This window comes from Pseudomonas sp. S5D5 (assembly GCF_003013355.1).
Lineage (GTDB): Bacteria > Pseudomonadota > Gammaproteobacteria > Pseudomonadales > Pseudomonadaceae > Aquipseudomonas > Aquipseudomonas aylmerensis.
The window spans coordinates 4,090,237-4,112,241 of the sequence record NZ_PTEO01000001.1 but is presented as its reverse complement, the minus strand read 5'-3'; the positions used below and the strand labels follow the sequence as shown (position 1 = coordinate 4,112,241).

Annotated in this window: 19 protein-coding genes; 9 read left to right on the top strand and 10 right to left on the bottom strand. The window is 62.9% G+C overall.

What is annotated here, in order from left to right; genetic code table 11:
* Window positions 1–41 precede the first annotated feature (41 nt).
* Genes C9990_RS18745 through C9990_RS18730 form a run of 4 tightly spaced genes read left to right on the top strand, consistent with a single transcriptional unit; the run spans window position 42 to window position 4,662 of the window.
* Complete coding sequence (locus C9990_RS18745; RefSeq protein WP_106804259.1) at window positions 42–1,154, top strand: polysaccharide biosynthesis/export family protein; 1,113 nt, start codon at window positions 42–44, stop codon at window positions 1,152–1,154.
* A 12-nt stretch (window positions 1,155–1,166) separates the two neighbouring features.
* Entirely contained in the window at window positions 1,167–1,826 is a 660-nt protein-coding gene (locus C9990_RS18740; protein WP_106804258.1) for a YjbF family lipoprotein, read from the top strand.
* Window positions 1,823–2,590 (top strand): capsule biosynthesis GfcC D2 domain-containing protein, encoded by a 768-nt coding sequence (locus C9990_RS18735; protein ID WP_106804257.1) that lies wholly within the window; start codon window positions 1,823–1,825, stop codon window positions 2,588–2,590. Before C9990_RS18740 ends, C9990_RS18735 begins: the two co-directional genes overlap by 4 nt.
* Window positions 2,587–4,662 (top strand): YjbH domain-containing protein, encoded by a 2,076-nt coding sequence (locus C9990_RS18730; protein ID WP_106804256.1) that lies wholly within the window; start codon window positions 2,587–2,589, stop codon window positions 4,660–4,662. The genes C9990_RS18735 and C9990_RS18730 overlap by 4 nt, the downstream gene beginning before the upstream one ends.
* Before the next feature lie 37 nt (window positions 4,663–4,699).
* Here the strand turns inward: C9990_RS18730 and C9990_RS18725 are convergent, their stop codons facing one another.
* The 5 genes from C9990_RS18725 to C9990_RS18705 all read right to left on the bottom strand — a co-directional run bounded on the left by C9990_RS18725 (window position 4,700) and on the right by C9990_RS18705 (window position 9,619).
* Window positions 4,700–6,091 (bottom strand): undecaprenyl-phosphate glucose phosphotransferase, encoded by a 1,392-nt coding sequence (locus C9990_RS18725; RefSeq protein ID WP_106804255.1) that lies wholly within the window; start codon window positions 6,089–6,091, stop codon window positions 4,700–4,702.
* A gap of 226 nt (window positions 6,092–6,317) precedes the next feature.
* Window positions 6,318–6,947 (bottom strand): winged helix-turn-helix domain-containing protein, encoded by a 630-nt coding sequence (locus C9990_RS18720; protein ID WP_106804254.1) that lies wholly within the window; start codon window positions 6,945–6,947, stop codon window positions 6,318–6,320.
* A gap of 30 nt (window positions 6,948–6,977) precedes the next feature.
* Complete coding sequence (locus tag C9990_RS18715) at window positions 6,978–7,682, bottom strand: hypothetical protein (RefSeq protein ID WP_106804253.1); 705 nt, start codon at window positions 7,680–7,682, stop codon at window positions 6,978–6,980.
* Window positions 7,675–8,400 (bottom strand): winged helix-turn-helix domain-containing protein, encoded by a 726-nt coding sequence (locus tag C9990_RS18710; protein WP_106804252.1) that lies wholly within the window; start codon window positions 8,398–8,400, stop codon window positions 7,675–7,677. The genes C9990_RS18715 and C9990_RS18710 overlap by 8 nt, the downstream gene beginning before the upstream one ends.
* Before the next feature lie 355 nt (window positions 8,401–8,755).
* Window positions 8,756–9,619 (bottom strand): LysR family transcriptional regulator, encoded by an 864-nt coding sequence (locus tag C9990_RS18705; protein WP_106804251.1) that lies wholly within the window; start codon window positions 9,617–9,619, stop codon window positions 8,756–8,758.
* Window positions 9,620–9,721: 102 nt separating this feature from the next.
* On the opposite strand from C9990_RS18705, the gene C9990_RS18700 reads away from it, so the two are divergent.
* Window positions 9,722–10,726 (top strand): quinone oxidoreductase, encoded by a 1,005-nt coding sequence (locus C9990_RS18700; RefSeq protein ID WP_106804250.1) that lies wholly within the window; start codon window positions 9,722–9,724, stop codon window positions 10,724–10,726.
* Window positions 10,727–10,787: 61 nt separating this feature from the next.
* Here the strand turns inward: C9990_RS18700 and C9990_RS18695 are convergent, their stop codons facing one another.
* Window positions 10,788–11,252 carry a hypothetical protein gene (locus C9990_RS18695; protein WP_106804249.1) on the bottom strand — a complete coding sequence of 155 codons (465 nt, stop codon included), beginning with the start codon at window positions 11,250–11,252 and terminating at the stop codon, window positions 10,788–10,790.
* Between the two features lie 145 nt (window positions 11,253–11,397).
* Entirely contained in the window at window positions 11,398–12,120 is a 723-nt protein-coding gene (locus tag C9990_RS18690; protein WP_106804248.1) for a pirin family protein, read from the bottom strand.
* 181 nt (window positions 12,121–12,301) lie between these two features.
* On the opposite strand from C9990_RS18690, the gene C9990_RS18685 reads away from it, so the two are divergent.
* On the top strand, window positions 12,302–13,252 hold the full coding sequence (locus C9990_RS18685) for a GlxA family transcriptional regulator (protein ID WP_106804247.1): 951 nt from the start codon (window positions 12,302–12,304) through the stop codon (window positions 13,250–13,252).
* A gap of 95 nt (window positions 13,253–13,347) precedes the next feature.
* Window positions 13,348–14,871 carry a winged helix-turn-helix domain-containing protein gene (locus tag C9990_RS18680; protein WP_106804246.1) on the top strand — a complete coding sequence of 508 codons (1,524 nt, stop codon included), beginning with the start codon at window positions 13,348–13,350 and terminating at the stop codon, window positions 14,869–14,871.
* Here C9990_RS18680 and C9990_RS18675 read toward each other — a convergent pair.
* Both C9990_RS18675 and C9990_RS18670 read right to left on the bottom strand, forming a co-directional pair.
* A complete protein-coding gene (locus C9990_RS18675) occupies window positions 14,818–17,580 on the bottom strand; it encodes a winged helix-turn-helix domain-containing protein (RefSeq protein ID WP_106804245.1) in 2,763 nt (920 codons plus the stop codon). The genes C9990_RS18680 and C9990_RS18675 overlap by 54 nt on opposite strands.
* 58 nt (window positions 17,581–17,638) lie before the next feature.
* The gene (locus C9990_RS18670) at window positions 17,639–18,037 is read right to left on the bottom strand and encodes a helix-turn-helix domain-containing protein (protein ID WP_065906233.1); all 399 of its coding nucleotides are present in this window, start codon (window positions 18,035–18,037) and stop codon (window positions 17,639–17,641) included.
* Window positions 18,038–18,251: 214 nt separating this feature from the next.
* On the opposite strand from C9990_RS18670, the gene C9990_RS18665 reads away from it, so the two are divergent.
* Together C9990_RS18665 and C9990_RS18660 are read left to right on the top strand one after the other, a co-directional pair.
* Window positions 18,252–19,157, top strand: a complete 906-nt coding sequence (locus tag C9990_RS18665) for a LysR family transcriptional regulator (RefSeq protein WP_106804244.1) — start codon at window positions 18,252–18,254, stop codon at window positions 19,155–19,157.
* A gap of 122 nt (window positions 19,158–19,279) precedes the next feature.
* A complete protein-coding gene (locus C9990_RS18660) occupies window positions 19,280–19,717 on the top strand; it encodes a carboxymuconolactone decarboxylase family protein (RefSeq protein ID WP_065906237.1) in 438 nt (145 codons plus the stop codon).
* Between the two features lie 3 nt (window positions 19,718–19,720).
* Here the strand turns inward: C9990_RS18660 and C9990_RS18655 are convergent, their stop codons facing one another.
* Window positions 19,721–21,874 carry a TonB-dependent siderophore receptor gene (locus tag C9990_RS18655; protein WP_106804243.1) on the bottom strand — a complete coding sequence of 718 codons (2,154 nt, stop codon included), beginning with the start codon at window positions 21,872–21,874 and terminating at the stop codon, window positions 19,721–19,723.
* Window positions 21,875–22,005 lie beyond the last annotated feature (131 nt).

Sequence of the window (22,005 nt, the reverse complement as noted above, 5' to 3'; positions counted from 1 at the left end):
GGTCTTTTTTTCTTGTCGAATATCGCGAGTGTCCGAGCACTATGAGGCGTCTTTTTCCTGTTGCGGCCGTGGCCGCTGCATTGTTGCAAGGTTGCATGTTTGCCCCGGGCCAATATATGGATACCGCGGCAATGACCCAGGAGGGTAGCGCTGAAAGTAGCCGCGTGGAGTTAATTCCGATCACCCCAAAGTTATTGGCCATGGACGCCGCCACGCGCGAGCCTTATTCATTACCCAAAGAACTACTGGATTATAAACCGGCGCCTTATTTGATCGGTCCCAATGACGCGTTGTATATCACGGTCTGGGACCACCCCGAACTGACCGCGCCGTCCGGCCCGCAACAGCAGATCGATGCCAACGGCCGGCTGGTCAATCCGGATGGCAACCTGTTCTACCCGTATGTCGGTGAAGTGGTTGCCAAGGGCCGGACCCTGGCCGCGCTGCGCAGCGAGATCACCGAGAAGCTGCGTCAATACATCGACAGCCCGCAAGTGGATGTCAGCGTCCTGCGCTTTGCCAGCCAGCGCGTGGTCGTGACCGGCGCGGTCGCCAAGGCCGGGCCGGTGCCGCTCACCACGATCCCGATGAGCGTGATGGAGGCGGTGGCCACCTCGGGTATCGACCCGCAGAATGCCGACCTCTCCAACCTGACCCTGACCCGTGGCGGCAAGCGCTACACCCTCGACCTGGACACGTTGAACAAGGACCCGTCGCGCCTCAACGATATCTACGTCAAGGACGGCGACCAGCTGTACCTGCCCTACAACGACCGCAAGCGTATCTACGTGATGGGCGAGGTCATGCAGCCCCGCGCCCTGAGCTTCAAGACCCGCAGCATGAACCTCTCCGACGTGCTGGGCTCGGCGGGCGGGGTCAACCAGAACACCTCGAATGCCGACGCCATCTACGTGATCCGTGGCGCACAGAACATCGAGGTGGAGCCGGCCAAGGTGTTCCAGCTGGAAGCCGCGTCGCCCTCCGCCATGGCCCTGGCCACGCGCTTTGATGTGCAGCCCCAGGACGTGGTGTTTGTCGGCCCCGCCAATATCACGCGCTGGAACCGTTTTATCAGCCAGTTGCTGCCGTCCGCTTCGATCATTGGCATCGGCGCTTCCACTCAAAACAACCTGAGCGAAGCCAGCAGCCGATAAGGTGGACCTTGCGTGAACAGTCTGAAGCGTACGATTTACGCGTCTACGGCGTGGTTACTGTGTGCCTGCAATCCACTGATGCAGGCCTCGCTCGATACCTTCAAGGCGGCGGCAGGCGGGCCTTCGCCGCTGGTAGTGAGCCAGGCCCAGGTGGACGCCGTGCCCTTTCCCCAGATCAAGGTCACCACGGTGTCCAGCGAAGGCGTGATGGCGCTGATTCGCCAGCGCGGCGACCTGCAGTTCTGGGTCGCCTCCGGCAAACAGGTGCTGCTGATACGCGATGGCCTGGTGGTGCGTACGGTCGGCCTGGGCGCCGATCTGGATGGCACGCGCTGGCAAGGCCGGTCGCCGTTCCAGCAGGGCTTGCACCGCGTGCCCGACGGCTATCGCAGCACACGCCAGATCGATGTGGTCGAGGGCTATCAGCTGGGGATCACGGTCACCAGCCGCTTTCAACGCCGGGGCATCGAGACCCTGGAGATCCTCGACAAACCCTACGCCTTGCTGCGCATCGATGAGGACATCGAGGCCCTGGCCCTGGGTTTTCATGCGCGCAACCGTTATTGGGTCGACCCGGTTGACGGCGCGATCGTGCAGAGCGAGCAGCACCTCACCCCCCGTTTGAGCCTGACCATCACCCAACTCAAACCCGCCCGCAAGGAGGCGCCATGACGCTGCGCAGAAGATGGGCCCTGGCGGTGCTGTGGAGCTGTGCCACGGCTTGCCAGGCAGCGGTGACCGTCAGCGGCGAGGTGCGTGACACGCAGCCCATCAGCTGGCAACCGGGTATGCGCCTGCTCGACGTGATGACCGCCACGCAACCGGATGCCCAGGGCTATTGGCTGGCGGCGGCCTGGCTGCACCAACCCTTGCTGGAGCGCCAGGCACGGCTCAAGGCCGGCGTGCTGTTTGACCTGGATACCCTGCGCCGTGCCGCGTTGGCGGCCGGGCGTGAGAGCCGGGCGCGGGCAGCGGCGCAGCTGTATCGACAGGTACTGGCGCTGCCGGTCACCGGTCGCCAGATCGCCAAGCTCGACCCGGTGGCAGTGGAGGTCGGCTTTGCGCCCAACCTGCCGGTCAGTGAGGGTGATCGCCTGATCTACCCGTCACGACCCGACACCGTGCGCGTGTTCGGCGCCGTCGTCGCCACCTGCACCTTGGCATTCCAGCCGATGCAACTGGCGCGCGCTTACCTGCGCGCCTGTCCGGCGCTGGCAGAGGCGGATGCCGACCAGGTGTGGCTGATCCAGCCCGACGGGCATGTCACGCGCCTGGGCGTTGCCCCCTGGAATCGCGCAGACGGCCTGCCGCTCGCGCCCGGCAGCACGCTGCTGGTGCCGATCCGCAGCGATGACCTGGACCCGCCCACGCCCGAGCTGAACCCGCAACTGGCCGAGTTTATTGGCACCCAACCCCTGGCCGAGGTCTCGCCTTGAAATTATGTATTGCAGCCGTGCTGCTGGTGCCGTGTGGCGTCGTGCATGGCGATCCCCGTTATACCCAAAGCGATTTCGGCGGCGTCGGGCTGCTGCAAACGCCCACCGCCCGCATGGCGCCCGCCGGCGAACTCAGCGTGAACGCCAACCGGACCGAGCCCTACAGCCGCTACAGTTTTTCCGCGCAGCCGCTGGACTGGCTGGAAGGCACCTTTCGCTACACCGCGATTACCAACCGCCCGTATGGCGCCGAGTCGTTCAGTGGTGGCCAGAGTTACAAGGACAAGGCGGTCGATGCCAAGGTGCGCCTCTATCAGGAAAGCCACTGGTTGCCCGAGGTGGCGCTGGGGCTGATGGACCTGGGCGGCACCGGCCTGTTCTCCAGCGAATACCTGGTGGCCAACAAGCGCTACGGCGACCTGGATTTCAGCGCCGGCATCGCCTGGGGCTACCTGGGCAGTCGCGGCGATTTCGGCAACCCGCTGGGCGCGGTGGATGACAGTTTCAACACGCGCCCCACCGCCGAAGGCTCCGGCAGTTTTTCCAACGGCTACTTTCGCGGGCGCCCCGCAGTGTTTGGCGGTGTCGCCTACCAGACACCCTGGGCGCCGCTGAGTCTCAAGCTCGAAGTGGAGGGCAACGACTACAAGCACGAGCCCCGCGACAACCACTTTCGCCAGGACTCGCCGATCAACCTGGGCATGGTCTACAAGCTCGCTGACTCCATCGACGTGAGCGCCGCCTGGGAGCGTGGCAACACCGCCATGTTCGGCATCACCTTGCACACTAATTTCGTCAGCCGCAAAGCGCCGGTCAAGACCTACGATCCACCGCCGCCCAAGCTGCCGACGCCGCCGCCCACCACGCCGATGGACCAGGTCGATTGGGCCGCCGTGTCCCAGCGCCTGCACGACAACGCCGGCTACAACGTGCAACGTATCGCCCAGCGCGGGCCGGAGTTGCTGGTGTATGGCGAGCAGCAGCGCTACTTCTACAGTGCCAAGGCAGTGGGTCGCGCCAGTCGGATCCTCGACAACAGCGTCAATGACCAGATCGATTGGTTCACCCTGGTCAGCGAGCGCTACGCCATGCCGATCGAGGAAACCAGTGTGCCGCGCAAGACCTTCCGCGAGGTGGTCGACAACCGTGAGCCCCTGGAGAACCTGCACCGCCAGGCCGAAGTCAATCGGCCCAGCGCCACTCCACCGACCGTACTCTATACCCAGCCACCCAAGCCCTTGAGCTATGGCTTGGGCCTGGGCTACAAGCAGAATGTCGGCGGGCCGGATGGCTTGCTCTATCAGGTCTCCGCCGACCTCGACGCCGAGTACCGCTTCACCCGCAATACGTGGTGGAGTGGCCTGCTCAGTGTCAACCTGCTGAACAACTACGACGGTTTCACCTACGACGCCCCCACTGGCCTGCCCAGGGTGCGCACCGACCTGCGCCGCTACATGACCAGCTCCGATGTGACCCTGCCGACCTTCCAGCTCAACCATGCGCAGCGACTCGACCAGGACCTGTACGGCATGGTCTATGGCGGCCTGCTGGAGTCGATGTACGCCGGGGTCGGCAGTGAAGTGCTGTACCGCCCGATGGGCCAGCGCTGGGCATTGGGAGCGGACCTCAACTACGTGCGCCAACGCGGTTTCGAGCAGGATTTCAGCCTGCGTGACTACCGCACCGTGACCGGCCACATCACCGGCTACAGCGAGTTGCCGTTCAACCTGCAGGGCGCATTGAGTGTCGGCCGCTACCTGGCCAGGGACTGGGGGGCCACCCTGGACCTGTCACGCGAATTCAACAATGGCGTGCGGATTGGGGCCTGGGTCACGCGCACCAACGTGTCCAAGGAAGACTTTGGCGAAGGCAGCTTCGATAAGGGCCTCTACCTGTCCGTTCCCTTCGATGAGTTGATGAGCCTGTCGACGATGCGCCGCGCCAACCTGGTGTGGGCGCCGCTGACCCGTGATGGCGGGGCCAGGTTGAACCGCGCGTATTCACTGCATTCGATGACCGATGGACGCGACAGTGACCTGTTCTACAAGAACATCGACAAGATCACTGAGTGAGGCGGGAAGGGGGGCAGAATGCCCCCCTTTTTTTGCGTCAGTAGATGTCCTTGGACAGCAGCGTGAACGGCGTCTTGATCAGGATCTTGATGTCCAGCCACAGCGACCAGGTATTGATATAGCGCAGGTCGATGTCCACGCGCCGTTGCATCTTTTCCAAGGTCTCGGTCTCGCCCCGGCAACCGCTGACCTGGGCCAGGCCGGTGATGCCGGGCTTGATGCGATGGCGGGCCATGTAGGCGTGGATCTTCCCCGAGTAGTAGTCGTTGTGCGCAATCGCGTGAGGGCGCGGCCCGACCAGGGCCATGTTGCCCTGCAGCACGTTGAACAACTGCGGCAATTCATCGATTGAGGTTCGGCGGATAAACCGGCCCACCGGGGTAATGCGCGAGTCGTTGCGGCTGGCCTGGCGTACCTCATGGTCGTCATGCACACGCATCGAGCGGAATTTCCACACCTTGATCACTTCGCCATTCCAGCCGTGGCGGTCCTGTTTAAAAATCACCGGGCCTGGGGATGTGAGCTTGATCAACAGGGCGAACACCAACAACACCGGGCTGAGCAGCAGGATCGCCAGCAGGGCGATGCTCTTGTCCAGCAATGACTTGCTCAAGGCGGCGGTGGGGCGGCTGGTCAGCGGGCTTTCATTGAGGAAAATCGCCGGCAGCCCGTCCACTTCGGCCACGCAGTGATTGAGCAGCAGCATGTTGTTCAGGTCGGGCACCCAGATCACGTCCACGCTGATGTCCAGCAGGTTGAGGTACAGCGCCTCGATGTGCGTGGCGTCCTGCAGTGAGTGGGTGATATAGAGCCGGCGGATACCGTGCTGTCGGATCAGCTGGGGCAATTGCGGCAGGTCGCCGAGGATCTGCGCGGGTGCGTCAGCGGCGATCTCGCTGTGGCTACCGACGAGGCCCACCAGCGGCGAGCGTTTCTGCCGCGAGAGGGTCTTGGCCAGATCCACGGCGAGCTTGCCGGTGCCGACAATCAGTGACTTGTGCCGTTCATGAAGTTGGCGGTGGTAATACCGGGAGGCACTGTGCAGCGGGATATAACACAGGGCAAGTAACGGGTAACTGACCGCCGCCCACAGTAATAACGTTTCCAGCGGAAACAGTTCGCTGGCATTGCAAACAATGCCGACAATAAACACGATGCCCACGGTCAACAGCCACCCCATGAACAGTCGTCCCAGGCCTACGCCGTAATCATCTTTTTTACTGTAGACATCACACACACTGTACGCCGGGAGCGAGGCCAGAATGGTGAAGGCGGCGAGCACGCGGTAGTTATATTCAAGTTGTCCCGTCTTGAGGAAAACCAGCATAAACAACAGCGCAACGACCAGGCTGGATGCAAGCATCCACTGGCCCCAGAAGGTTAAACCCTTGGGGGTCAGGTTGCGATGCATTCTAGTGTTATTCAGCATACTTCTGCTCCCGGTGGTGACCACGCACGTGGTGGCAGGGTTTAATGAAAAAACAACAGGCACGCGCAAGCGCGTACCCATGAATGGTAATGAACGGCCGGGGGCAATGGCTGACGACTTATAACAAGGTCAGGTGCGCATTTATTAGAAGTGGGTGTTATAAAATGGCAGCTGAGAGAGGCAGTAAATGGCAGGGTTTTTAATAGAGTCCGGGTGTTTTTTTATTTTAGCGACGCGCGGGAGTCAGCTCTAACGGCTTCTTGATTTTTTGCGTGAGGCAATAACCACGGTTCCTGACGGCGCGAAACAGGCGCTCGCCATCGTTGACCCGTTTGAACTTTTCCTGCAGTCGGCTCAAGCACATTTCGAGTCCCCGGTATAACTCGGGTTCACGCCCTATATTACGGATCAACTCTTCTTTGCTGACCACGCGTTCTTCATGGTGCAGCATCTTCTTAATTAAAGCCGACTCAATGGTGGTCAATGAAATCCGCAGGCCACCTTTGACCAGGGTGCGGTCGTGCTGGGTCAGCAGCCAGAAATCCTGCGGGTGCAGTGGGGGTCTTTCGCTATTGATCTCCGTCGTTCGAGTGTGGGGTGTTGGCGGACTGTCCGGCGCCTCGGGCGCTGGCATTCTTGAAGCCTGCCGCGCAGCTTTAACCGGCTGCGCGTGCAAACCGAGGGAGTGAGTAATCACATAAGTGTTGAACCGTGTGCGGGTCGGTTGTGGTTCGAGGAAGGATGACGTTTTAGGCGCAGTGAGTTCGTAATGGAATAACTCTGCATTGGGCGTGAAGTCCTGCAGCGCTATCGCAGGAAGTGTCGCAGTGAAGGCATGTTTCTTGAGGGAGCTCATAGTGTCCACCGATATCAGGAAGGGGCAGTTTTACAGGCAGTCAGCAGGGGAGTAATAACCGCCCTGAAAGTATTCGAACGGCAGGTTTTTAGCCAGCATCGCACTGTCGGCAAACTCGACCGTGTCGGCGATGAAGCGCACCCCGCTGGCACTGATCAGCGCCAGCATGCGGTCGTAGAGCCTGTCGAACAGGTCCGAGCGCGTATTCAGACTGAGCCTGAGAGCGGAATCCGGAAAAGGCATTTTTATATAGTCGTACAACTTGAGGTCGATCAGCAGGTCCCCAGGCTTTGTGTCGAGTCTGTAGTTGTTGTAGGCCAACGTAATACCACTGTGATCTTTCAACTTATATAACTGGCGCACCATGGCCCGGCGTTCGACCGGGCTGGGCAGGGCATCCAGGCGGTTGTCGAGCGTGAGGGTGAGGGGCTGGTGATGTTTTTCCAATGACTGCGCGGTCTGGATAATTGCCTTGAACGTGTCTTCGTTCATCAAGGCCGCTTGCCCGATACGCAGGAACGCATGACGAACCCCTTGGCCCGTGACCTGGAGTGTCTTGCGTCGTGGGTTGATGCGCAGCAATGCCTCGCGCCAGGCACTTTCCGGCAGCGCGTCCTCACCGTGATGTTCCGCCCTGATTTCACTGCCCCATAAGGCATGGCGACGGTCGACGATGGCTTGCCGGATGAGCGTGTAGCCCGTGGTAGTGGCACAGGGTTGGTGTTCGTTATTCACCGTGCGAACTCCCCTTGGCGGGCGGGAAGTCGCTGACGCAAATTAGACCCCGGCTTAGTTTGTAACCGTAACCGCGAATATTCTGGATAATGTTTTCACCGTAGTGCGCCTTGATTTTACTGCGCAGGCGACTGATGGATTTTTCCAGTGCGCGGGAGTCGTAGTACTTGGTATTAAGGCCCATGACGGCGGCGATCTCATTATGACTGAGCAGTCGGTTATGAATGAGCGCTTCGAGTACTTTCATTTCGACGAAGGATATTTCCAGCTTCTTGCCATCGCCGTAGATGCACATGCGGTCCTGGTCCAATACCAGTCCGCGATGAAGTCGCTCGCTCTCGTTGAGAAAGGTATCAAACAGGCTTATCTTTTTTTCCGCAGAAGTTTCCACGGCCTTGACGCAATAATCCGCACCGGCCAGATAATATTTTGTTTTGCTCAAGGTCGAGGCAAACGTAACGACCACAAATATGGTCGAGCCCGGGTGCTCTTCGCGGGTTTTTCTTATTATGTCCAGGGTTTGCTGGCTGGCGGAGGGTGTATCGATTTCTATAATGATGGCACGGTAATGTCCGTGGTATTGCTGAGGGTCAATTAGTTGTCCGTAGCAACGTGTATCGACTTTTAAATTATTCGCTACAGTGCGAACTAAAAACGCCCGAAAGTCCTCCGATTTCGATTGAGTCCGGGCAATAGCGAGGACGTTGGAAAAATGCATTACCCTACTCCCTTTTCCGGCATGCAGGCCGTCAGTTCAATCGCTGCTAGCGTTTAGATACTAATCGAATTGAATACGCTAAAACGTGACAAATTTTAACATTCGCCACTTTGTTTTTACGAGCGAGGAGGGCTAATAGGCACAGTTTGTGAAGGGGGTGTACGGACTTACACATATGCTAGTGCAAATTTTTAATCGCCTATAAGTATTTTAGCCCAAACGATTTTTTTGATTGCACGCGAGGTTGGCCATTGCCTTTCCCAGGCGCCGACGCCACCAGGCCAGACGAGCACCAGGGGTGAGAAGGGTTCCCATCGCGCCCTTGTGTTTGACCGCCGACAGTACCGTCGGTGCCTCACCGTCTTAGCTGTATTTCGCCCTCGATGCACCCCACCAGAAACTCCATCACCACCTTCACCAGCGGCGAGCGGCGCATATCGGGGTACACCGTCAGCCAGATATCGCGCTGCGGACCCTCGGTCGCCGTCGGCAGCTTGACCAATTGCGGGTCGTGATCGCCCACCAGCGTCGGCAGCACCACCACACCCACTGCGGCCCTGGCCGCCATTTGCTGGGTGATCAGCTCGCTGGCGGCAAAGGCAATCTCGCGCGGGCCGCGCAGTTGGTGCATCCATGCCTGTTGGGGCAGGTGGTCGCGGCTGCTGTCGTAGGCGATGAAGGTCCACTGTTCGGTGGGCAGTTGCTGGAGCACCGGCGGACCGTACAGCCCGAAGCGCACCACGCCGACCTTCCTGCGCACCAGCGCGTCTTCATCGGGACGCAGCGTGCGCAGGGCGATATCTGCTTCGCCCTTGTCCAGCGCGGCCAAGTGGGTGGAGGGCATCAGCACCAGGTTCAGTTGCGGATACTCGGCACGCAAGCGCGCCACATGCGGGGCGATGCAGTAATTGGCAATGGACGGCGGGCAGCTGACCCGCACCGTGCCAGCCATTTCGATGGACGCCACCCGCGACAGGCGCAGCACCTGGGTCGCCATCTCGTCCATGCCGGCGGCCAGTTCGGCCAGCGCCAGGCCCTGGGCGGTGAGAGGGCGGCTGCGCGGCAAGCGGTCGACCAGTTTCACGCCCAGGGCTTTTTCCAGGGCGTCGACCCGGCGGCCCACCGTGGCGTGCTCCACCTGCAACTCGCGGGCAGCGGCCGACAGCGACTGGCTGCGGGCCAATACGGTGAAGTAATACAGATCCTGCCAATCGAACATCGGGTAATTTCCGCACAGAGACTGGGACGGTTTGGGGAATATTCCAACGGATTGCGTTCTTTTACCATGGCCGCTTCCCCGTGCACATGGAGTTATTCCTATATGAAAGCCATCACCTTGCAAACCTACGGCGGCCCGGATGTCGCGCAACTGCAGCTGGATGTGGCCAAGCCGCTGATACGCGCGGGCCACGTGTTGATCAAGGTGGCCTGCGCCGGGATCAATTTCATGGACATTCACACGCGCCAGGGCAAGTACGCCCAATCAGTCACGTACCCGGTGCGCCTGCCCTGTACGTTGGGCATGGAAGGCGCCGGTGTCGTGGTGGAAGTCGGCGCGGACGTGCATCACTTGGCCGTGGGCGACCGCGTGGCCTGGTGCATCGCCTGGGGCGCGTATGCCGAATACGCGCTGGTGCCGGTCGACAAGATTGCGCAGATACCCAGCGCGATCACCTTCGATCAGGCTGCTGCGGCGATGTTCCAGGGGTGCACGGCCCACTACTTGATTGAGGATGTGGCCCGTTTGCAGGCGGGCGACACCTGCCTGGTACACGCCGCGTCGGGCAGCATCGGCCAGTTGCTGGTGCAGATGGCCCGGCACGTGGGGGCGACCGTGCTCACCACGGGCAGCACCGCACAAAAGTGCGCGATTGCCCTGCAGCGCGGCGCGCACCAGGCCTGGACCTATGATGACGGCGGCTTTGTCGAGCGTGTCCTGGCAGCCACCGACGGGCAGGGCGTGGACGTGGTGTTCGATTCCCTGGGCAAAAGTACCCTGCGTGACAGCTTCCGCGCCTGCCGCACACGCGGACTGATCGTCAATTACGGCAATGTCTCGGGCTCGCTGACCAACCTCGATCCGATTGAGCTGGGCGAGGCCGGCTCGCTGTTCCTGACCCGTCCACGGCTGGCCGACCATATGGCCGACGGGGCGACGGTGCAGCGCCGCGCCAATGCGGTGTTCGCGGCAATGCTCGAAGGGTCGTTGAGCGTGGAGATCGAAGGCTACTACCGCCTGGAAACCGTGCAGCAGGTGCATGCGCGTATCGAGGCTCGGCAACAGATCGGCAAGGCGGTGCTGTGGGTGGACCGCGACTTGGATTAATGACAGGCGAAAAAAAACCGGCTGATCAGGCCGGTTTGGGGTTCCCGCCAACAGCGCGGAATTATGCGTTGTTGCCTTGCAGACGATCCGCACCGCCTTCAGCCAGGCCACGTTCCTGCAGGCGATCCGCACCGCCTTCCGCCAGGCCACGTTCCTGCAGGCGATCCGCACCGCCTTCCGCCAGGCCACGTTCCTGCAGGCGATCCGCACCGCCTTCAGCCAGGCCGCGTTCCTGCAGACGATCCGCACCGCCTTCAGCCAGGCCGCGTTCCTGCAGGCGATCCGCGCCGCCTTCCGCCAGGCCGCGTTCCTGCAGGCGATCCGCACCGCCTTCCGCCAAACCACGTTCCTGCAGGCGATCAGCGCCACCTTCAGCGAAACGGTTGCCTTGCAGGCGGTCGGAGCCACCCTCTGCAACACGGCTTTCGATCAGGCGATCCGAACCGCCTTCAGCGACGACAGGGTGGGCAAATGCGTTTGCAGCGAGTACCGAGAAAGCGAGGCTAAGCAAGATTTGGCGTTTCATGTGAGTGTGCTCCGAGTGTTTTAGTTGGGTTGTTGCCGGTATGGGTTTGATGTTACGCGTTGGATTTTTTAAGAGAACTTCATTGGGCTGATGGTGACTATCGACGCCAGCGATGGCCCGCTTGCGCGGACCTTCGCCGAGCCGGTCATGGCATCTGCGGCAGCTCATTGGGGCGCAGGTCGAACACCAGCACCTCGGCATCCTCGCCGTGACCCAGGCGGATCTGCCGCTCATCCCGCACGCGGGCGCCGTCGCCTTCCTGCAAGCGCTGGCCGTTGACCTCAACGCTGCCTCGGGCCAGATGCACGTACACATGGCGATCTGGCGGCAAGTCCAGGGTGGCGCTTTCGTCAGCGTTGAACAGCCCGGCATACACCCGTGCGTCCTGGCGCACGCTGAGGGAACCGTCGGCGCCGTCCGGCGAAATGATCAACTGCAGGCGTCCGCGTTTCTGCGCCGCGCTGAAATGCTCTTGTTGATAGCGCGGCTCGGCACCGGCCACGGCGGGCACGATCCAGATCTGCAGGAAGTGCACGCCACGGCTCTGGCTGTGGTTGAACTCGCTGTGGGCCACACCGCTGCCGGCGCTCATCAATTGCACATCGCCGGGGCGGATCACCGAACCGGTACCCAAGGTGTCCTTGTGTTCCAGGGCGCCTTCGAGCACGTAGGAGAAAATCTCCATGTCGCGGTGCGGGTGCTGGCCGAAGCCCTTGCCGGCGGCGACACGGTCATCGTTGATCACCAGCAGGTCGGAAAAACCTTGCTCGGCGGGGTTCCAGTAGTTGGCGAACGAAAAGGTGTGGAACGACTTCAACCAACCGTGATTGGCGGCGCCGCGTTCCGAAGCTTTGCGAAGGGTCAGCATGGTGGTGTCCTCAAGTGAGCGCGGGCTGCGAGATGCAGGGCGCTGGCGTTGAGAAGAAGGTTACTGGTTACCGTTGGATTCATTAAGGAGATGAATCCTGAATGACTGTCGCCTTGGAGTTGACAGTAATCGACGTGCCATAATGGCTGACGCTTTCCCTTCCTTATAGGTCTCCCGCTTGATGAAAACCGTGGCCATGGCGCTGTTTCCGGACTTCCTCCTGCTCGACATGGCGGGGCCGCTCGAGGTGTTTTCCATCGCCAACCGCTACCTGCCTGCGGCCGACCACTACCAGATACTCACCATCGGCACCGAGCCCGGCCCGTTGCGCGCCTCCAATGGGGTGGTGGTGCAGGCCGACCTCCTGCTGGGCCAGGCGCACGCGGCCTACGACCTGCTGCTGGTGCCCGGCGGCCCCGGTGCCTATAACGAATGCCATCCCGCGCTGTTGCCCTGGCTGCAAGAGGCCGCGCCGCGTGCCCGGCGCTTTGGGTCGATCTGTACCGGAGCGTTTGTGCTGGGGCATGCCGGTCTGCTCGATCATCACCGCGTGACCACCCATTGGCACTACACCGAGCGCCTGATCATGGCCTTCCCCAAGGCCATCGTCGAGACGGACCGCATCTACCTGCAGGACGGGCGATTGATTACCTCTGGTGGGGTCACGGCCGGTATCGACCTGGCGCTGTCGATTGTGGCCCAGGACCACGGCAAGCAGGTCGCGGTGGACGTGGCCAAGGTGCTGCTGGTGGTCATGAAGCGCCAGGGAGGCCAGGCCCAGTTCAGCCCGATGACAGCCGCCGTCGCGCCCCAGGAAACCGCGATCACCCGGGTGCAGCAGCACGTACTCGACCACCTGGACCAGCCCTTCAGCATCGAGTCGATGGCCACGCTGGCGGGCATGAGTGCGCGCCACTTCGCGCGGCTGTTTGCCAAGGAGGTGCAGATGACGCCCATGACCTTCCTGCAGGGCGCGCGTATCGACCGCGCGCGCCAGTTGCTGGAGGCCACCGACCTGCCGCTGAAGACCGTGGCCTTCCACGCAGGTTTTGGCAGCGTGCGGCATATGCGTTTTCTGTTCAGTGAAAAGCTCGGTCTCAACCCGACCCAATACCGGCAGCAGTTCAGTTAGCGCCAGGATGTCCGTCTCGCGCACTCGAATGTCCGTGTCGCTCCCCGTGCCAGCATTGTCCTGTCATTGCCAAGTGGCAAGATAGCCACAGGCCCATGGAACAGGACGCGCAAACGCCCAAGGCCGGGTGTTCCAGCGCGATGACAGCGATGAACAACCTTCAGGCGATGGATGCGAGCGGCACGGTGCGTTTCGGTGCCTATGCCTTTCACCGGCAACAGCGGCTGCTCAGCAAGGCTGGGTGGCCGGTGCCCTTGGGTGGCCGCGCGCTGGATATCCTCGCGGTGCTGCTCGAGGCGCCCGGGCAGTTCATCAGCAAGGCCACGCTGATCGAGCGCGTCTGGCCGTGCAGCGTGGTCGAGGAAAGCAACCTGCGCGTGCACATCGCCGCCTTGCGCCGTGCCCTCGACGGGCAACGCTGCATCCTCAACGATCCCCAGCGCGGCTACTGTTTCATTGCGCCGGTGCACGGCGAGCTGTCGTCGCAGTTGCCCCGGCACAATTTGGCGACGCGGCTCAGCCCGGTGATGGGGCGCGATGAATTGCTTGGCGTGCTGGTGCGGCGCCTGTCCGGGCAGCGTCTGATGACCCTCACCGGCTGTGCCGGCGTCGGCAAGAGCACCCTGGCCCTGGCGCTGGCCGAGCGCGTATTGCCACGCTATCGCGCCGGCGTGTGGTGGGTGGACCTCGCCACCGTGCAGGCGCCGACAATGCTGCTACAGCACTTGGCCACAGTGCTGCACCTGGTGCCCACCCGTAGCCCCGTCGAATTATGCCGCCAACTGGCGGGCCGGCAGTTATTGCTGGTGCTCGACGGCGTTGACCCGCTGCTGGGTGCCTGCCGGCATCTGGTGCGCGCGCTGCACGAGCAGGCGCCGCAGGTCAGCGTGCTGATCAGCAGTCGCGAAGCCTTGCACGTGCCGGGCGAATGGGTGCTGCGCGTGCCGCCGCTGGCGGTGCCTGCACCGGCGGTATTGGGCAGCGTCGACCACGCGATGGCTTGCCCGGCGGTGCAACTGTTCGTCGCCCGCGTACGTGCCAGTCAGCAGGACTATGATTTGCGCCCCCAGGACCTGGCACCCCTGCGCGACATCTGCCGACGCCTCGACGGCCTTCCCCTGGCCCTGGAACTGGCGGCCGCCCAGGTCGACGCCCTGGGTGTGCGCGGTTTACAGGTGCAGCTGCGCAGCGGCATACACACGCTGAGCCGCGGTCGACGCACGGCCGTGGAGCGCCACCAATCGCTGGCCGCAGCCCTGGACTGGAGCTACGAACGCCTGAGCCTGCCGGAGCGCTGGCTGTTCCTGCAATTGGGCTTGTTCAAAATGGCCGTGACCTTGCCGTCCTTGAGCGTGCTGGTCGCTGGCACCGAGCTGGAACACGCCGACCTTGCTTACCTGCTGGCGCGACTGGTGAGTACCTCGTTGCTGAACGTCGAGCCGGGCCCGGGGCCCGCGCGTTATCGTTTGCTCAACAGCACCCGCAGCTACGCCCTCGCGCAGTTGCGCGATCCGGCGCAGGTGGCACGGTTGCAGCAGGGCTATGGGCATTATCTGGGGGCGTTTTCAGGCCGGACGTTTGTCCTGCAACTCGTCGAGCAGGCGGCGTACGCGCAGTAGGTCGCGGGTGGCAAAGCCTTCGGTAAAGCGCCCGTAGACTGAACCGAGCAGATCGCGCGCAGGCTGCAGGCGACCTTGCTGCTGCCAGCGTTGTGCCAATGAGGTCGCGCAACGCAGTTCCCAGGCCAGCGCGCCTTGCTGGTTAGCCAGGCCGAGGGCTTCGAGCAGCAGCGCTTCGGCGGTGCGGGTGTCGGCCATGCCCTCGGCGTGCACGCGGATCACTTCGGCGGCGCACCAGCCGGCTGCCCCCGTGCGGGCGCGTTCGAACGCTTGCTCATCGACGACACGCGCGCCGAACGTGATCAGGATGTCGTCTATCAGCCCCAGGCCCTGCAGGTCCTGGTGGCCGGGAATCCCGGCGTAGTGCCCCGCCCAGGTCTGGAACAGCTGCACCGAATGCTTGTGGGACTGCTCCAGCAGCAGCGTCTGCAGGCGCTGCGCCGCCTCGTCATCGCCGTTGTAGCGGGCGATGACCACGCCGGCCAGGGCCAGGGTGTAGCAGATCGACGTGCCGTGATTGATCTGCAGCGCCAACTCCAGCGCCTGGCTGGCCACGGCCCAGGCGCGCTCGGGAAGACCCTGCAACCACAGGATGCGCGCCAATACCGTCAGTGAGGCGACGCTCTGGTCATATTGCACGCCCAAGCGATAGGCAAAGCGATTCAGCGAGCCGCTGTGCGCCATGCGCTGGATGACCTGTTCGGCCGTGTGCCGGGCGAGTGCCTGGTTGCCGGTGTAATGCTGCGCCAGCACGTGCAGGCGCTGGGTACTCAGCTCCAGCAGCGGTTCGGTGCGCGGGTCGAGGTGGTCGAATTGCACGCTCAGTGCCTGTGCCTGGCGATAATGGCCTGCGCACAGGTTGACCGCCATGTGGCCGGAGACCGCGCGCAATTGGCCGGCGAGGTCCTGGCGTTCCTCGGCCAGGTGCCTGGCGCTGGCAAACGCGGCGATGGTCCGCGGTGCGCCGCCTAACGCGTGATAGGACAGGCTGCCCAGGGCCAATTGCAGCTGCATCGTCAATTGCGTGCAGGGCGCACTGGCCTCGGCCATCAGCGCCAGCGCCTTGTCGACATACATCGCATGTTCCCTGACCAGCGACAATTCTTGCCACAGCGGCATGGCGCTGACCGTCAGGCGGATCGCCAGCAGGTGTTCGCCGCCCTCGGCAAGGCCCCAGTCGAGCGCGGCACGCACGTCTTCGCGCAGCGGCGCGTAGCGGTCGAGCCACGGTTGGGTCGCGATCAACTCCCAGTCGTCCTGCGCCTGCTCCATCAGCGTCAGGCAGCGCACCGCATGGCGCTCGCGCGTGGCGTGCAGCTCGTTGGCGAGGCTGAGCTTTTCCAGGGCGTAGGTACGGGTGATGTCCAGCAGGCGATAGACCATCTCGTCATCGCCCGGCTCCACATTGAGCAAGGATTTGGCCACCAGCTGGGTGATCGAGCCCAGCACCTCGGCCGGTGCAATCTGCTCGCCGGCAATCACCGCCGCCGCGCTGGCCAGGCTGAAACCGCCACGAAACACCGCGAGGCGACGCAGGCACACCTGCTCGCACGCGGTCAGCAGGTCGAAGCTCCAATCCAGCGTGGCGCGCAAGGTCTGATGACGGGGCAGGGCGCTGCGCCGGCCACGGGTCAGCAGGCGGAAGTTGTCTTCCATCTGCACCAGCAGGCGCGGCAGGCCGAAGCGTTCGATCTGCGCCGCCACCAACTCGATTGCCAGCGGGATGCCGTCGAGGCGCTGGCAAATATCAATCGCCAACGGCAGTTCGGCTTCGCTCAGCTCAAAGCGGTCCTGGTGCGACATGGCCCGCTCGATCAGCAATTGCAGGGCCGGGTAGCCCATGGCCTGGGCGCGATTGCCGGTGGCAGGCGGGCAGGCCAGGGGGTCGAGGCGTTGCACCGACTCGCCCTCGGCGCGCAGGGCTTCGCGGCTGGTGGCCAGGATATGCAGCCGGGGCGCATGGCGCAGCAGGCTTTCGCTGATCAGCGCGATGTCGTCCAGCAGGTGCTCGCAATTGTCGATCACCAGCAGCCACTGGCGTTCCTGCAGGCGGTGCGCGAAGGTGTCCAGGGGTTCATGCTCGACGTGTGTGAGGCCGAGCAGGGCGGCGAGGTTGGGCAGGATCAGTGCCGGTGCGCTGAGGGGCGCCAGGTCCAGCAGGTGGATGCCGTCGCGGTAATGTCCGATCAGCAGTTCGGCCACGCGCAGCGCGACGGTGGTCTTGCCGATGCCGCCGGCGCCGGTCAAGGTGATAAAGCGCTGCTGCGGCAGCTGTTGCACCAGGCGGTCGATCAAGGCCTGGCGGCCGATCACGCGGGTGCGCCGCAGTGGCAGGTTATGGCCCTGGGCTTGCGGGGTGCCATCAGCCGGAAAGGTCATCGGTTCGATGCTCAGTGGTGCAACAAAACTGTAGCCACGCTGGGCCACCGTGACGATATAGCGCTGCCCGGCCTGGCCGTCCCCCAATGCCTTGCGCAACGCGGCCATGTGCACCCGCAGGTTGCCGTCTTCCACCACGCTGTGCGGCCAGACCCGGGCGATCAAGGCCTGCTTGCTCACCACGTTGCCGGCCTGCTCCAGCAGGATCAGCAGGATATCCAGCGCGCGCCGGCCCAGGCGCAATGGCTGGCCGGCCTCCAGCACCAGGCGTTGTCGCGGATGGACGCGGTAGGGGCCGAAATGTACGGCCTGGTCGCTGGGGTCGCTCATGGCGCGCCATGCTCGGAAAAAGGAGAGCGGCCAGCATAGGCCAGGTGCGCCGCCACCACTAGGCCGCGATCACGTCGGGCTTGTGACGCAATTGGTGATTTCGCCAGGTCATCGGGTTGACGCCTTCGCTGCGGGTGAACATATGGCAGAAATGCGCCTGGTCGCAGAAGCCGCATTCGAGGCTGATCTGCGTCAGGCTCAGGGCGGAACCGGTGATCAGTTCCTTGGCCCGCTGGATGCGCTGCTGGCGAATCCATTCCTGCGGCGACAGCCCGGTGGTGCACTTGAACGCACGGGAGAAATGGCTGCGTGACAGCGCGCAGGCCTGGGCCAGGTCGGCAATCGCCAGGCTTTCGCCGAGGTTGGCGAGGATCAATTGCTTGGCAATGCGTTCGCGCCGGGGGCAGAGGCCGCCGGTCGCGGGCAAGCGGGGAGCACAGTACTCAAGTCGGGCCATGACAGATATCCGCAGTCGATGGGAGCGTTCCCGGTGAATGGATGCAGTGTAGACCGCTGCATTCTTGGCGCCGGACCGTCTGGCTGACGAGTTAATCGTTGTTAATTTTGCCAGTTCAGGCGGCAAAAACCGGCGGAAAAGACAGCACAGCCATGCAATACCACGGGCGGCTCGCGTGCTTATCTGTGGGCCTTTCAGCCGTTTGGATTGCCCCATGAACCGCAACGACCTGCGCCGCGTCGACATGAACCTCTTGGTGATTTTCGAAGCGCTGATGTTCGAGAAGAACCTGACCCGCGTCGCCGAAAAGCTCTTCATGGGCCAACCGGCGGTCAGTGCGGCACTCGGGCGCCTGCGCGACCTGTTCGACGACCCGTTGCTGCTGCGCAACGGCCGGGGCATGGAACCCACGCCACGGGCGCTGGCGATACTCAAGGAGCTGCAACCGGCCATGGACACTATTTCCGGCGCGGTCAGCCGTGCCAAGGATTTCGACCCTTCCACCAGTTGCGCGGTGTTTCGCATCGGCCTCTCCGACGACGCCGAGTTCGGCCTGTTCCCGCCGTTGCTCAGCCAACTGCGCGAAGAGGCGCCGGGCATCATCGTGGTGGTGCGTCGCGCCAACTACCTGTTGATGTCGTCGCTGCTGGCCAGTGGCGAGATCACGGTGGGGGTGAGCTACACCACTGAATTGCCGGCGAATGCCAAGCGCAAGAAGCTGCGCGATATTCCCTGCAAGGTGCTGCGCGGCGACGCCGGCGTGGCACCGCTGACCCTCGACGACTACTGCGAGCGGCCCCACGCGATGGTGTCGTTCTCGGGGGATTTGAGCGGCAACATTGACCTGGACCTGGCGCGTATCGGCCGGGCCCGCCGGGTGGTGCTGGCGGTGCCGCAGTTCAGTGGGTTGCGCGCGCTGTTGGCGGGCACGCAGATTATCGCGACAGTGCCGGATTACGCGGCCTGCGCGTTGACCGAGGGCACGTCGCTGCGAGCCGAGGACCCGCCGTTCGCGATAGAGGCAGCGGAGCTGTCGATGGTGTGGAGCGGGGTGCATGACAATGACCCGGCGGAGCGGTGGTTGCGGGCGAGGATTTCAGAGCACATGGCGGGGGCTTGATTGAGGAGGTGGGCCCAGCCCACCAGGAATTGGTCACCCATTCTTCCCCGGAATTGGATATTCCTCCCACTACCTCCGGTCACTAACCTAGCCATCAACCCCCACCGTTCCGGAGAACCACCATGCAAGCGCGTACCGATTTCTACACCGCCTCCCCAGACGCTATGAAAGCCATGCTCGCCCTGGAAGCCGCTGTCGGCAAACTGTCCATCGAGTTGCCCCTGCTGGAACTGATCCGCCTGCGTGTTTCGCAGATCAATGGCTGTGCCTTCTGCCTCGACATGCACACCGCCGATGCCCGCAAGGGCGGTGAGACCGAGCGTCGCCTGTACACCGTGTCGGCCTGGCGTGAAACGCCGTTCTTCACCCCGCGTGAGCGCGCCGCACTGGCCTGGGCCGAAAGCCTGACCCTGCTCAGCCAGACCCACGCGCCGGATGAAGACTTCAATGCACTCGCCGCTGAGTTCAGCGCTCAGGAGCAGGTCGACCTGAGCGTGGCCATCGCCACCATCAACAGCTGGAACCGCCTGGCGGTGGGTTTTCGCAAGATGCCCAAGTAAGCCTTAGAAATTCACCGAAGCACTCAGGCGCGCCGTCAGTGGCGCGCCCTGGAACAGATAGTCATCGCCCATGTACTCGCCCGCGTCGCGCCAGTAGCGCTTGTCGAACAGGTTGTCGACGCTCAGGCGAAACACCGTCTCGTAGCCGTCGACCTTGGTGGTGTAGCGGCTGCCGACATTGACCACCGCATAATCCCCGACCTCCACATTCCCGGTACGGTTCGCGTACTTCTTGGCGCTGTACTGCACGCCGCCGAGCACGGCCAATCCATTCACCCACGGCAACGCATAGTCGGCGTACACACTGGCGCGCAGCTTGGGTACGTTGATCGCCTGGTGGTCTTCGTATTCCGGCGTACCGCTGCCGGTCACCCGCGCGCGAATCGCCGCCACACTGGTCGCGATCTGCAAACGGTCGGTGGCCCAGCCGTTGGCCGACAACTCCAGCCCGGTGTTCTTCTGCTCGCCCTGTTGCACATAGATGAACTGATCGGCGCCTTCCGGCTTGGCGTACTGGTAGGCCTGGCGCGTCTGGAATACGGCAGCGGCGAAGCTGATGCGGCGCCAGTCGTATTTCACCCCGGCTTCGATCTGGCGCGAAACGGTCGGCGCGAGGGTTTCACCGTCGTTGGTGGTTGTCCACGGCGCCTGGCCGCCCAGGGACAGGCCTTTGCTGTAACTGGTGTAGAGCGAGATGTTTTCGACCGGCTTGTAGATCAACGAAGCCTGCGGCAGGAACACGTATTGCTGGGTGTGGCGAACCTGGTTGCCAGTGGTCCCGTCGAAGGCTTTTTCGTCCAGGCGCACTTCACGGCCGCCGAGGATGGTTTGCCATTGCTCGTTGAAGCGGATGCGGTCGGTGACGAACAGGCCGTACTGGCGGCTGTCGAGGTTGCGATGGCTGTCGTTGAGCGGCTTGTCGGTGGGGGTGAACGTCGGAGCATCGACGTTGATATTGGTGCTGCCGATGTATTCGTTGACCGACTTGCGTTTGTCGACCACCCGGCGAAAGGCGCTGGTGCCGAAGGTCAGTTCATGGCCCAGGCTGCCCGTGTCGAACAGCCCGGTCATGGCCGCCTGCACTTCGTCGTCGCGGCGGGTGTCGTCGGGGCTGCGGTAGTCGTAGACGTCGTAGTCGCCAGTGGGGCTGAAGAAGGCGGTGCCGCAATCGGTCACGTAGAAGCAGCCATAGGCAAACGAACTGTAGTCATCGATCACCACTTTGCTGCGCGCCGCGCTGAGGTTGCCTTTCCACTGGTCGCTGAAGCGGTATTCGAACTTGCCGTTGAGGTTCAGTGAATCGATGCCCACCTGCTTGGAACCGCTCTGGTGCCCGAGCAACTTTTTCGGTGATGCGCCGTGTGGCACTTCAGTGCCGCCCAGCAACTGGTAGCCGGGCACCGAGCGTTGCTGCTTGTCCTGGTATTCCGCATCCAGCTGTAGCACGGCGTCGGGGCTGATGTTCCAGTCAAAGGCCAGGGACACGAAATCGCGCTGGCCATTGGCGTGTTCCACATAGGAATTGAGGTCTTCATGGGCGACGTTGGCACGCAGGCCGAATTGCTGCTCGCTGCCGAACCAGCCGCCGACATCGGTAGCGATATAACCGCTGCCGCGATCATCGGTGGACACCGTCACCTGGCGCACGTCCTCCGGGCGCTTGGTCACGTAGTTGATCACGCCGCTGGGCTCGGAGATGCCGCTTTGCAGGCCCGCCAGGCCCTTGAGCACTTCCACCTGCTGCTTGTTTTCCAGGGCGACGTTCTGCTCGCCGGTGATGGTGCGCCCGTTGATCTTGTAGCTGCTGGCGGCATTCAGCGAGAAGCCGCGCACCACAAAGTTTTCGTAGTAGCCGATGGGCGCATAGCTGTCGCCCACCGAGGCATCGTTGCGCAGCACTTCACTGAGCAGGCGCGCCTGCTGGTCCTTGATCATCGCGGCGTTGATCACCGTGATCGAGGCTGGCGTGTCCAGCAGCGGCGCCTCGTCGAAGCCCCCGACCGAGGCGGTTTCAGCGCGATAGCCGGACTCATCCTTGCCCTGGACCTGCACCGCTGGCAGCTCCAGCTCCGCCGCCAGACTGTGACCGATGCCGCCACTGAGCAGCAGGCCGAGGGCAAAACGTGAAGTGACGACGGGACGAAAACGCAAAACCATGGGGGCAGGGCCTTAAAGCGCAGGGCGGGGGGCGCATAAGCTAGGCATAAGTGCGTACTTTTACAAGTTTTCGAGAATGATTCGCACGCTGAGACATCCCGTCTCAGCCCCCACGCCAATCGCTGCGCGCC

What these genes read in the sequence shown, in the direction of transcription:
- C9990_RS18745 (WP_106804259.1), top strand. Translation starts at nt 42, where the DNA reads ATGAGGCGTCTTTTTCCTGTTGCGGCCGTGGCCGCTGCATTGTTGCAA.
- C9990_RS18735 (WP_106804257.1), top strand. Translation starts at nt 1,823, where the DNA reads ATGACGCTGCGCAGAAGATGGGCCCTGGCGGTGCTGTGGAGCTGTGCC.
- C9990_RS18725 (WP_106804255.1), bottom strand. Translation starts at nt 6,091, where the DNA reads ATGCTGAATAACACTAGAATGCATCGCAACCTGACCCCCAAGGGTTTA.
- C9990_RS18720 (WP_106804254.1), bottom strand. Translation starts at nt 6,947, where the DNA reads ATGAGCTCCCTCAAGAAACATGCCTTCACTGCGACACTTCCTGCGATA.
- C9990_RS18710 (WP_106804252.1), bottom strand. Translation starts at nt 8,400, where the DNA reads ATGCATTTTTCCAACGTCCTCGCTATTGCCCGGACTCAATCGAAATCG.
- C9990_RS18705 (WP_106804251.1), bottom strand. Translation starts at nt 9,619, where the DNA reads ATGTTCGATTGGCAGGATCTGTATTACTTCACCGTATTGGCCCGCAGC.
- C9990_RS18700 (WP_106804250.1), top strand. Translation starts at nt 9,722, where the DNA reads ATGAAAGCCATCACCTTGCAAACCTACGGCGGCCCGGATGTCGCGCAA.
- C9990_RS18695 (WP_106804249.1), bottom strand. Translation starts at nt 11,252, where the DNA reads ATGAAACGCCAAATCTTGCTTAGCCTCGCTTTCTCGGTACTCGCTGCA.
- C9990_RS18690 (WP_106804248.1), bottom strand. Translation starts at nt 12,120, where the DNA reads ATGCTGACCCTTCGCAAAGCTTCGGAACGCGGCGCCGCCAATCACGGT.
- C9990_RS18685 (WP_106804247.1), top strand. Translation starts at nt 12,302, where the DNA reads ATGAAAACCGTGGCCATGGCGCTGTTTCCGGACTTCCTCCTGCTCGAC.
- C9990_RS18680 (WP_106804246.1), top strand. Translation starts at nt 13,348, where the DNA reads ATGGAACAGGACGCGCAAACGCCCAAGGCCGGGTGTTCCAGCGCGATG.
- C9990_RS18675 (WP_106804245.1), bottom strand. Translation starts at nt 17,580, where the DNA reads ATGAGCGACCCCAGCGACCAGGCCGTACATTTCGGCCCCTACCGCGTC.
- C9990_RS18670 (WP_065906233.1), bottom strand. Translation starts at nt 18,037, where the DNA reads ATGGCCCGACTTGAGTACTGTGCTCCCCGCTTGCCCGCGACCGGCGGC.
- C9990_RS18665 (WP_106804244.1), top strand. Translation starts at nt 18,252, where the DNA reads ATGAACCGCAACGACCTGCGCCGCGTCGACATGAACCTCTTGGTGATT.
- C9990_RS18660 (WP_065906237.1), top strand. Translation starts at nt 19,280, where the DNA reads ATGCAAGCGCGTACCGATTTCTACACCGCCTCCCCAGACGCTATGAAA.
- C9990_RS18655 (WP_106804243.1), bottom strand. Translation starts at nt 21,874, where the DNA reads ATGGTTTTGCGTTTTCGTCCCGTCGTCACTTCACGTTTTGCCCTCGGC.